This is a genomic window from Psychrobacillus sp. FSL K6-4046 (assembly GCF_038624605.1).
GTDB lineage: Bacteria > Bacillota > Bacilli > Bacillales_A > Planococcaceae > Psychrobacillus.
This window is the reverse complement of sequence record NZ_CP152020.1, coordinates 2142833-2154147: the sequence shown is the minus strand read 5'-3', so window position 1 is coordinate 2154147 and position 11315 is coordinate 2142833. Positions and strand designations below refer to the sequence as shown.

At 36.4% G+C, this 11315-nt stretch carries 9 protein-coding genes and 1 other RNA gene; 9 read left to right on the top strand and 1 reads right to left on the bottom strand.

Going from position 1 to position 11315, the window contains the following annotated elements; all coding sequences use genetic code 11:
• Positions 1-19: 19 nt before the first annotated feature.
• Complete coding sequence (recU, locus tag MKY09_RS10620) at positions 20-619, bottom strand: Holliday junction resolvase RecU (protein WP_251555874.1); 600 nt, start codon at positions 617-619, stop codon at positions 20-22.
• A 584-nt stretch (positions 620-1203) separates the two neighbouring features.
• On the opposite strand from recU, the gene MKY09_RS10615 reads away from it, so the two are divergent.
• The 9 genes from MKY09_RS10615 to MKY09_RS10575 all read left to right on the top strand — a co-directional run bounded on the left by MKY09_RS10615 (position 1204) and on the right by MKY09_RS10575 (position 11193).
• On the top strand, positions 1204-1359 hold the full coding sequence (locus tag MKY09_RS10615) for a hypothetical protein (RefSeq protein WP_169359545.1): 156 nt from the start codon (positions 1204-1206) through the stop codon (positions 1357-1359).
• Between the two features lie 75 nt (positions 1360-1434).
• Complete coding sequence (locus MKY09_RS10610) at positions 1435-1794, top strand: YppE family protein (RefSeq protein WP_298469388.1); 360 nt, start codon at positions 1435-1437, stop codon at positions 1792-1794.
• 1 nt (position 1795) lies between these two features.
• The gene (locus MKY09_RS10605) at positions 1796-4075 is read left to right on the top strand and encodes a DEAD/DEAH box helicase (protein ID WP_298469391.1); all 2280 of its coding nucleotides are present in this window, start codon (positions 1796-1798) and stop codon (positions 4073-4075) included.
• Entirely contained in the window at positions 4065-5339 is a 1275-nt protein-coding gene (locus MKY09_RS10600; RefSeq protein ID WP_298469394.1) for a ribonuclease H-like domain-containing protein, read from the top strand. The genes MKY09_RS10605 and MKY09_RS10600 overlap by 11 nt, the downstream gene beginning before the upstream one ends.
• Before the next feature lie 79 nt (positions 5340-5418).
• The gene (gene gpsB, locus MKY09_RS10595) at positions 5419-5715 is read left to right on the top strand and encodes a cell division regulator GpsB (RefSeq protein WP_342566625.1); all 297 of its coding nucleotides are present in this window, start codon (positions 5419-5421) and stop codon (positions 5713-5715) included.
• 65 nt (positions 5716-5780) lie between these two features.
• Positions 5781-6164, top strand: an RNA gene (gene rnpB / locus MKY09_RS10590) — RNase P RNA component class B.
• Positions 6165-6382: 218 nt separating this feature from the next.
• Positions 6383-8107, top strand: a complete 1725-nt coding sequence (locus MKY09_RS10585) for an EAL domain-containing protein (RefSeq protein WP_340883689.1) — start codon at positions 6383-6385, stop codon at positions 8105-8107.
• Positions 8107-9234: a class I SAM-dependent RNA methyltransferase gene (locus MKY09_RS10580; protein WP_169359540.1), complete on the top strand. Its 1128-nt coding sequence runs from the start codon at positions 8107-8109 to the stop codon at positions 9232-9234. The genes MKY09_RS10585 and MKY09_RS10580 overlap by 1 nt, the downstream gene beginning before the upstream one ends.
• A gap of 57 nt (positions 9235-9291) precedes the next feature.
• On the top strand, positions 9292-11193 hold the full coding sequence (locus tag MKY09_RS10575; protein WP_298469402.1) for an ATP-dependent DNA helicase: 1902 nt from the start codon (positions 9292-9294) through the stop codon (positions 11191-11193).
• Positions 11194-11315 lie beyond the last annotated feature (122 nt).

The window sequence follows — 11315 nt, the reverse complement described above, 5'->3', positions numbered from 1 at the left end:
ACGTCTCCTCACTTTCCCTTTATACATACAAGTCATTAACTATCTTTAAATAATTGACCCTTGGTGCATATTTTGGAGTTATTTCAATCCCATATTCCTCAAATTCCCCGAGAGTGATTGATTTTCTTCCTCCAGATCGCATTCTATCCCAAAAAAATTTTAAATGCTCGTAAGACAAATAAAAATATCGATCCGTTGTTGAAAAACGAACCAATAGAAAGCTAATACCGAGTTGCTGAACAACTCTTCCCATATGTTCTACTTGATGAAGATGAACGTTTTTTAAAGGAAATGAAGTCTTATTTTCCGTTTCTTTTGCTTCAAAGTCAATATATTTCCCTTTGTATACCCCGTTAAAGTCAGTAGTGGATGGTGTCCTGTAATAAGCTTCTTTTATAACCGCCGAGCTTCTACTTGGGTAATCTACCTTAACGACCTGAATAGGTATTGGTTTTTTATAGATGACAGCAATGTCATGAGCTAGATAGTACTCATTGGCATCATTTATCTCATCTTCTAACGTCTTACCCCTATTACTGAAAGAATAATCCTTTTGCTTTGGGGTTTTTGTTTTCTTGGTAGGTGTATATACCTTCCCATTAGGGTATTGGATAGCCAAGACAATCACCTCTTTTATGATATTAGTTTATCACAAGTTAGTTAGACGAACGAGTAATCAATTTAGTTTCATTTGGCTATGTTAAGGGTTGGGTTGATTTATGATGCAAAGAAATCTTAAATCAGAGAGTAGAATTGATTTTTCGCCCCAGCCGGACGCTTTCCTCGGGGTGAGCGATAAGCCATCACCCATCGCTTACGCGCGTGGTTGTGATGGCTTATCTGTCTCACTCATCCCGTAGGAGTCGCCGTCTGGTGCTCCAATCAATGAATGGAAACAGCTTTAATGTATCGATAGTGCTAAAAATTTACTCGCATAAGCAGCAAAGTTGAAAAACTGTCACCAACACCAATTTCGTCATCTATTTATGATTTTTATTTGAATGTCCTTTTTATAATGTTTACACTCATTAAGTCACTATAACAAAGAATTGTTAGTCAAAATCAACCAATAAATTTAACAAAGCTTTTCATCTTAACCACTGTCGATGTGCCGCTAGTTTTGTCTTATGTATAGAACCTTTGTCGAGTAGGAAGGGATTTATCAAGAAGGAAGGAACTAAACAGTAAAAGGAGAGTGTTAACATGAATAAAATTGAACGTCTTATTGATCAACTAGAGCTTTTGGAATATCTATTGGAGAACCGTTTAAACGAAGAACAGGATCAATTTGAAGAAGATTTTAGTAAATCATCTTTTCGCTTGCTAGGAAAGATGGAAAAATTAGAAAGTAATCTGTAAGGAATGTATGTTCGTTCGAAGCTGGTAATATGCTATGCTTTTTGATAAACTATTACTAGAATGAGAGGGATTACTTTGTCATTAACAAACGTAAATAAACAGCTGCTAATTGAATGTGATAGTTGTATAGAAAGGTTTCACCGTTTTCGTGAAGAAGACCGTGAACCGGATTTTTTTGAAGAAGTAAAGCCATATGCGTATGATATAGATGAATTACTGAATGAATGGGAGCAACTAGTACGTCCTTGGATCCAATTAAAGCGACCAAAATATGTACATCCGAGTCAAATTGATTCGTTACTTGAATCAATGAGACAATTTGTCGTACAGTCCTTTTATAAAGCCACTAGTAAAAAACGTTTTTTAAAGTCTGTACATTCTTCTAAATATACTTTAGAAACCATTCTTCAAGCGTTACAGGAGGTCGGGGAGTAACATGCTAAAAAACAAAAGTATAGCTGAGCTATTAGATGATTGGAGAATTGATAATAATCGATTTCCACAAATAGAGCATATCCATACTGTGGAGGAGAAAGAAGCCGTATATGCTCCTTTTCCACATCAAATGCATCCATCCATCACAAATGCTTTAAAAAAGCGAGGGGTGGAACAACTCTATATTCATCAAAGACAAGCCTTCGATGCTGCTTCCTTAGGGAAATCGTTTACTGCAATTACCCCCACCGCCTCTGGAAAATCTCTTTGTTATCATCTTCCCGTATTGCAATCTATTATGGAAGATCCCACCTCTCGAGCAATTTACTTATTTCCGACTAAAGCGTTAGCACAGGATCAGAAAAGTGATTTAAATGAATTGATTCGGGAAAGCGGGGAGGAGATTTTAAGTTATACCTATGATGGTGATACCGAGCCGGGAATACGCCAAAAGATTAGGAAATCAGGACATATAGTGCTGACCAATCCAGATATGCTGCACTCAGGTATTTTGCCGCACCATACAAAATGGGTTTCACTATTTGAAAACCTTAAATATATTATTATAGATGAAATTCATACATATAAAGGTGTATTTGGAAGCCATGTTGCACATGTCATTCGTAGATTAAAAAGAATCTGTGAATTTTATGGTAGTAGCCCTCAGTTTATTTGTACATCTGCCACGATTAAAAATCCTAAGGAGCTTGCTGAGAACTTAACAAACGAATCACATTTACTTATAAATGAGAACGGTGCACCTGCTGGAAAAAAACATTTTGTTTTTTATAATCCTCCGATTGTACATCCCGTTTTTAATGTGAGACGAAGTGCAGTATTAGAAGTGAGAGACCTTGCACAAGAGTTATATGTCAATGGAATTCAAACGATTGTTTTTGCTAAAAGCAGAGTAAGAGTAGAAATGCTAGTGACTTATTTGCAGGCTCTAGTAAGTAAAAAAATAAATGACCAATCTATTCGTGGTTATCGAGGCGGTTATTTACCTTCTGAACGACGAGATATTGAAAAAGGACTCCGGGATGGAGTAATTCGTACTGTAGTAAGCACAAATGCATTAGAACTAGGTGTAGATATTGGCCAGCTCCAAGCATGCATTATGACTGGATACCCTGGCAATATAGCTAGTGCATGGCAGCAGGCAGGACGAGCTGGGCGTAGGCAGGATGAAGCGCTCATAATTTATGTGGCGCAATCTACTGCCCTAGATCAATACGTAGTAAAGCATCCAGACTATTTTCTTGGACAATCACCGGAAGAGGTTCGAATTCATCCTGATAACATGATTATTTTGATGGATCATCTTAAATGTGCCGCTTTTGAGCTTCCTTTTACGACTAGCGACAATTATGGTGAATTTTCAATTCAGGAATTGCTAGAGTTCTTAGAAAGTGAAGGGGTTCTATTAAAAACAGCAGATAAATGGCATTGGATGTCCGAAAGCTTTCCTGCTAGTAATGTTAGTCTTCGTTCTGCCTCCCAAGACAATGTCATTATAATTGATCAGTCAGTACCTACTAAAACTCGAGTCATAGGAGAGATGGATCTTTATAGTGCGATGACCCTGCTTCACGAGGAAGCTATATACCTTCATCAAGGAACACAGTTTCAAGTAGAGAAATTAGATTGGGAAGAGAAAAAGGCATTTGTTAAAGAAGTGGACGTGGATTATTTTACAGATGCTAATATTGCAATCGAGCTAAAGGTGCTAAGTGAGGATAAGGAAAAAGAAGCTGATATTGGAACACTACGTTTTGGAGACATTATTGTTCTTGCTCAGCCGACCATCTTCAAAAAGATTAAGTTTGATACGCACGATAATATTGGATCAGGTAAAATACATTTACCGCCTTTAGAGCTTCACACTACATCCACTTGGTTTAGCTTTGATAAGCCAAATGACTGGTCGGAAACCTTGCTTTCAGATGCGATGACGGGTGTAGCATATGCTTTGCATTCATTTATACCATTATTTATTCATTGTGATTCTAAGGACATTCATGTAGTCCCACAAGTAAAATCAGTAAACGTGGAGAAGCCTACTTTCTTTATGTACGATAGCTATCCTGGCGGTATTGGTTTATCCGAGAGAATGTTTGACCTATGGAATGACTTAGTTCCAAAAGTTACAGAGCAAGTTGCGAGCTGCCCTTGTACTGGTGGGTGTCCAGCATGTATTGGAGCACAAGATGCTGAAAATAACTTAAAGAAAGAAGTTATAAAATTACTGCATATGCTACAGGTGGATCGTTATGTCATATGAGAAAAAACTATTAGAGATGAAGGGACTTCTGAAGAAGAATGTTCCCGAGAAACAGCCCAAAAAGGAAGTGCCAGAAATTGCACTTCCTTTTTATACAGAACAATGGAAACAAGCTGGTTTAAAGCTTATAAAAAACGAGAAGGGTTTTTTCTTTTTAAAAGAAACATTTTATCGTAAGAAGCATATACATGGAACTATTGGTTTGGATAAGCTGGAGGAGGCAATTTCCTTTATGCAAGAGAGATACCCAAATCATCCACTTACGGTTTCACCAGGTAATCCTTTTTGCTTCTATGATACAGAAACAACTGGGTTAAAAGGGACAGGTGTGCTCATTTTTTTAAATGGTATATTAAAAAAAGCGCCCGGGGGATACTTGCTTTCTCAATATGTGTTAGTAGAGCCTGGGCAGGAAGCAGCGTTTCTGTTAGCTACTGAATTTTGGAAAGATACACAAACTATTATTACTTATAATGGTAAGAGTTTCGATATTCCACAGTTAAATACTCGCTGGACGATGAATCGCAATAATCTTCCGCCATTAAAAGATCATGAGCAAATTGATTTAATGCATTCCTCCAAAAGAATATGGAAAGGTGATTTAGAGAGATTTAAACTAAAGCAAATAGAAGAGAGCAAACTGGGCTTTACAAGAAAAAATGATCTTCCAGGACACTTGGCACCCATTATTTATTTTGATGCAGTAAAACAAGGTGATCCTACTAATCTTATGAGAATTTTAAAGCATAACGAATGGGATATCTTATCACTTGCAACTCTCTATACTTTATCGATAGATCTTTTAAAAAAAGAAGAATCACTAGAAACTGCTAACACTTACACGAATATCGGTAAATGGTTTAAAGACCTAAAATCAAAAGATGCGAGCAATAAATGGTTTGAATTCGTCGTAGACCAATTTTCAGAAAGTGAAACAAGCGTCGCATACTTTTATATTGGGTTACATTTAAAAAGACAAAATCTAATAGAAGAAAGTGTAGAAGCATTCGAAATAGCTTTAAAGGAAATCGACGGGAAATATCGTCTAAAGGTTTTGGTGGAACTTGCAAAGCTTTATGAACATCAGAAGAAAGACTATCAAAAAGCATTAGAAAAAACGCAGGAATGCTTAGATTATTGGAGTAAGACTAGGATGGATTCTCCTAAAGGTTTTGAAGGTGAGCTTCTTAAGCGGGAAATAAGAATAAAAAGAAAAATAGATATTTCCCGGGAAAGCGCACAACCTAACAAAAAACGCACATAATCACGCGAAATTACTCCATTATTCGACACCATTATGCTATAATACGAGTAGCTAATTGTAGACGGAAGGAAGATGCTACATGGAATTTAAACTTAAAGCTTCTGATATATTAGAAAAAGAATTTAAAACGGGTCTTAGAGGCTATAACCAAGAAGAAGTAGATATGTTTTTAGACGATATTATTCAAGACTACGAAGCGTTTGAAAAGAAAATCATTCAACTGCAGCAAGAAAACAAGCAACTTAGAGAAGAGCTAGAGGAAGCACCACGTAAATCTGTTCCCGTACAACCAGCAGCAGGTGCAACTAATTTTGATATTCTAAAAAGATTATCTCATTTAGAAAAACATGTATTTGGAGCTAAATTGTACGAATAATATTATATCAAAAAAGAAAATTTGTGTTTTCATGTCAAATCATATACAATGTAATTACCACTTATTTATTCGGGCAATCGCTGCAATGCTTAGACATTGTAGAGGAAAGTCCATGCTCACACAATTCTGCGATGAATGTAGTGTTCGTGCTTAGTGAAAAAATAAACTAAGGCAGCCTTTTGGCTGACGGCGGGATGAAGGCCTAAGTCTTCGGATATGGCTAACAATCTCTGAAAGTGCCACAGTGACGAAGCTGGATAGGAAACTATACAGGTGGAACGAGGTAAACCCCACGAGTGAGAAACCCAAATTATGGTAGGGGCATTTTCTTGAAGGAATTGAACGGATAGAAAAACAGATATTAATCTGTAGATAGATGATTGCCGTCCACATACGTACGAGGTAGTTCACCGTTTGAGTACCGTGGAAACAAAACATGGCTTATTGAGTTTATGAGTGGCTATAATTAATAATACGAAAAGCTCTCCAATCACGGAGAGCTTTTCTTTTCTTGACTACATATTTTATCATGAGAGAGTAAAACCTCACCCTATACTATTATTTATCTCAGGTTGCTTGATTGATGTCTTAAAGGCAGGTTATTAATGCTTTAATAGAATTGTATTTTATCATCGAGTTAGTACTGAGGGGAAGCAGGTCCTAGAAAGTGAAAAAAGAGCAACATCCCGAAAGCTTTTCTTTGTACCCAAAAGAGCTAGTAGAGAAAGTATTTAATTCCACTACTGAGGGTATTATGATTACGGATGAACATTTAAAAATTACTTTAGTGAATGCTGCCTTTCAAGCGGTTACTGGATATAGCTTGGAGGAGGTTAGAGATAAAACTCCTAGCATATTAAAATCCGGAAAGCAGGACAAATCATTTTACGACTCCATGTGGAAAGAGTTAGACAAAAAAGGAATTTGGCAAGGTGAAATTTGGAACAGAAGGAAGAATAGTGAAGTATACCCTGAGCACTTAAAAATTACTAGAATTCAAAACGAACTAGGCGAAACTACACATTATTTTGGAGTGTTTTCTGATATTTCCATAAAAAAAAGTGCAGAAAAAGAAATAAAGACATTGACTTCAACGGATTATCTCACAGGTTTACCTAACAGGTTCTCTTTTAATGAATTGTTTTTACAGTTAATTGAAAACTCGACTCCAAATAGCTTCAGTGCACTTTTGTTTATCGATTTAGATCGTTTCAAGCAAGTGAATGCATCACTTGGAAATGAAATAGGAGATAGAATTCTAGTTGAATTTACGAAACGTGTCAGGCATATAACACCAAAGGATAGTATCTTGGCAAGGTATGGTGGAGACGAGTTCTTACTTGCACTTTCACATATTAAATCACATATAGATGCTGGCCAAATTGCTATTGAAATTATTAAAATGCTAAGCAAGCCATTTATAATAGATGATTTGGAAATTTATTTAACCGCTAGTATAGGAATCAGCTTTTTTCCTCAAGACGGACAAGAAATAGATGAACTTATTCACAAGGCAGATAAGGCAATGTACTTTGCTAAGCATAATGGCCGTAATCAATATGCATTTTACTTTGAAGAGTTGAAGAGAGATTCGAAAAGGCTGCTGTTATTGGAGGCTGAACTGAGAAAGGCGATACAAGCAAATGATTTCTCCGTCCATTACCAGCCTAAAGTTTCCTTGGAAACAAAAACCATTATTGGAGTAGAGGCTTTAGTAAGGTGGGAAAATGATCAGGTAGGTACTGTATCTCCAGCAGAGTTTATCCCACTTGCTGAAGAAACTGGCCTAATCATCCCATTAAGTGAGTTAATTATTAAAAAAGTATGTTTAGATATCCTTGAATGGAGAACACTTGATATTAGTAATATTTCAGTATCCATTAATATTGCATCTATACATTTTCAACAAGATAATTTTATTGAAAGAATAAACAACTTGGTAATGCAATATAATTGTAGTCCACAGCAGCTTGAATTAGAATTAACTGAGCGCACTATTATGAAGGATTCTAATAATATTATATCTAAGCTTATAAAGCTTAAAAGTAATGGATTTAAAATTTCTATTGATGATTTTGGGACAGGATACTCGTCCTTGAGTTATTTAAACCAATTTCCTATAAACTATTTAAAAATTGATAGAAGCTTTATTCAGCACATAACCACCTTAAAGGATAAACAAGCAATAGTGGAATCTATTATTTTAATGTCACATCGTTTGAATATTAAGGTTGTAGCTGAAGGTGTAGAAACGAAGGAACAAGTAGAAATTCTAAGGGAAATGAATTGCGATATTATCCAAGGATACTATTATAGCAAGCCAGTTCCAAGTAAAGGGCTAATGGATTTCTTAGAGTTATGGGAGATCCATAAGCAAGAAGGGAAGGTATAATGACAACATTTAAATTAGTAGCTACTGCTGCAATGGGGCTAGAGGCAATCGTTGCAGAAGAAGTAAAAGCACTAGGATATGAAACAACAACTGAAAACGGAAAGGTATATTTTGAAGGAGATGAAAGAGCAATTGCAAGAGCTAATACATGGCTACGAGTTGCAGACCGTGTAAAGATTGTAGCTGCTCAGTTTCCTGCCAGAACCTTTGATCAACTGTTTGAGAATACTAAAGCGATTCAATGGGAGAAGTTCCTCCCTGTAGATGCTGCTTTTCCTGTACAAGGCAAATCAGTCAAATCAACATTATTTAGTGTTCCTGATTGTCAGGCTATTGTTAAAAAAGCGATTGTAGAAAGATTAAAGCTAGCCTATAAACGAATTGGGTTTTTAGATGAGTCCGGGGCTACATACAAGATAGAAATTAGTATATTGAAGGATGTAGCGACTATTACCATTGATACTAGCGGAGCTGGACTGCATAAGCGCGGTTACCGACATGGTCAAGGGGAAGCACCTTTAAAAGAAACCTTAGCAGCAGCTTTAGTAAAAATCTCTAAATGGAGTCCCAATAGACCTTTTGTTGATCCTTTTTGTGGTTCCGGTACAATTCCAATTGAGGCAGCCATGATTGGGCAAAATATTGCTCCAGGATTTAACCGTGATTTTCATAGTGAGGCTTGGGCTTGGATGCCTCAAAAAATTTGGGATGATGTAAGAAATGAAGCTGAAGATTTAGCCGACTATGACCAACCTTTAGAAATAATTGGTTCAGATATTGATCATAAAATGATTCAAATTGCAGAGCAGAACTCTTTTGAATCAGGCTTTGCTGATTTAATCAGCTTTAAACAAATGCAGGCAAGCGACTTCTCTACGGACCTAATGGATGGCGTGATGATTGGTAATCCACCTTACGGAGAGCGTATAGGCGAAATTGAAGAAATTGAGAAAGCTATTAGTGACCTAGGACATATGATGGAAAAATATCCTTCTTGGTCAGTTTATATGTTATCTTCCATGGAGAATTTTGAAAATCTGTATGGTCGTAGAGCAACGAAGAAACGTAAATTGTTCAATGGGTTTATAAGAACAGATTACTATCAGTTTTGGGGTAAACGTTCATAACAGTAGGGGAGACTAAGCTCTCCCTTGCTGTTATATTATATTTAAGGGAGTTAGAAAATGAAGCAAGCTTTACCATTTAAATTATCTAAGGACCGTTCTTTCTTTGAATCATTAGGAGACTGGATGGGAGACGTTTTATACGATGAATTACCCGAAAAAGGATTTGAATGTCGTGATGAGCAAATTTTCATGGCTTATCAAATTGAAAAAGCTTTAAAAGAGAAAAATGTCTTGTTTGCAGAGGCTGGAGTAGGTACAGGAAAGACGATAGCTTATCTACTACCTGCTATTTCTTATGCGAGATATACTGGAAAACCAGCACTTATCGCCTGCGCTGATGAAACACTAATAGAGCAGCTAGTAAAAGAGGCTGGCGATATTTTTAAGTTACAAAATTATTTAGATATAAAAATAGATGTGAGATTAGCTAAATCACGCAATCAGTATTTGTGTCTTAAAAGACTAGAAGAGGCTCAAAAAAATGGAGAGAATGACTTCTTCATAGAAGAAATTGAAGATGGTGTTCCTGATTTTGTTTATGGTTCTGCTTCTCTACAAAGCATATTTCCTTTTGGTGAAAGAAGCCAGTTTCCTGGAGTTTCGGATGTAGATTGGCAAAAAGTTAACTTCCATCCTACTCAACAATGTACAGTTTGTGATTTACGCAATCGATGTGGGCAAACTATTCACCGTCAACATTACCGGGAATCATCTGATTTAATCATCTGCTCGCATGACTTTTTAATGGAGCATCTTTGGACAAAAGACTCTCGCATTCGTGAAGGGCAGCTACCTTTTTTACCTGAAGTCTCTATGATTGTACTGGATGAAGGACATCTGTTAGAATTTGCAGCTCAAAAAGCACTTACATATGAAGTGCAGAGTGAAACACTGATCCGTTTACTAGAACGGGTGATGGTTGACGGGGTCCGAGAAAAAACGTTAAATCTTATGGAAATACTTCAAAATACACATGAGAAAATTTTTAGTGTATTAAGAGTGGGAAGTGTTACTGAGGAAACCGAACGTATGAAAATTGATAAGTCACCTCAACTAATGCAGCTATGTAAGCAGGCGATTAAAATTACAGACGACTTGCTTGAGGAATTTGTATTTGAATCGGAACTGTTTACGATTCCAGAATATGAGCTAAGAATGGTAGAAGAATTTTTAGAGCAGTATTCATTCTCGCTAAGGCTGTTTACAGAAAAAGGTGATGGCGTTGAATGGCTAGAAATAATCGATGGCTATGAAACACTTATTATTATGCCAAGGCTAGTAACGGATATTTTAAATGAAAAGCTATTTAGTACTAAACTGCCTGTCATTTTTTCTTCTGCAACTTTATCCATAGAAAAAGATTTTACTTATTTGGCAGATTCTTTAGGAATTGAGAAGTATCAATCATTTTCTGTACCATCACCATTCGACTATGATGAGGTTATGAAAGTTACAGCTCATCATGTTAGTCAAGTAGAAAAAGTTCAAGAAACAGATAAGATATTGGATTCTACTAGTCAAACCCTCATTTTGTTTAAGTCTAAAGCTGCGATGGATCATTTTAGAGCATCGACTCAAGCCAAGGACATTGCTTTTGAAGGGGACCGTGAGCTTTCGACTATTGTAAAGGAATTTCAAAATGGAGAATTCTCTACGCTTTGTTCTTATCATTTATGGGAAGGCTTAGACTTACCTAAAGAAGCTTTAACTCGAGTAATTATCTATGATCTGCCATTCCCACCTGTAGATCCTTTATTCGATGCAAAACGTTCGTTTTCTAACGATCCCTTTGAAGAAGTAGAATTACCGTTTATGCTGCTTCGACTTCAACAGGGAATAGGACGTCTTATCCGTACGTCTGATGATCACGGTGAAATACACCTTCTTCTAAATGAGTCTGAAGCGTTAATAGAAGATCGCTTTGCACGTATCTTACCTACAACCATTTCAAATGAATAGTACTAAATTTTAACCTTTTACTTTAGAGTATCGCCATGAAATTACTCGAATTCCTTCTTATTATAAGGAATTTGTGAAATCATATGACGATCTTTGAAGTAAAAGGTTTTTTTTTGAACGAA

What these genes read in the sequence shown, in the direction of transcription:
- MKY09_RS10605 (WP_298469391.1), top strand. Translation starts at nt 1,796, where the DNA reads ATGCTAAAAAACAAAAGTATAGCTGAGCTATTAGATGATTGGAGAATT.
- MKY09_RS10580 (WP_169359540.1), top strand. Translation starts at nt 8,107, where the DNA reads ATGACAACATTTAAATTAGTAGCTACTGCTGCAATGGGGCTAGAGGCA.
- gpsB (WP_342566625.1), top strand. Translation starts at nt 5,419, where the DNA reads ATGGAATTTAAACTTAAAGCTTCTGATATATTAGAAAAAGAATTTAAA.
- MKY09_RS10575 (WP_298469402.1), top strand. Translation starts at nt 9,292, where the DNA reads ATGAAGCAAGCTTTACCATTTAAATTATCTAAGGACCGTTCTTTCTTT.
- MKY09_RS10615 (WP_169359545.1), top strand. Translation starts at nt 1,204, where the DNA reads ATGAATAAAATTGAACGTCTTATTGATCAACTAGAGCTTTTGGAATAT.
- MKY09_RS10600 (WP_298469394.1), top strand. Translation starts at nt 4,065, where the DNA reads ATGTCATATGAGAAAAAACTATTAGAGATGAAGGGACTTCTGAAGAAG.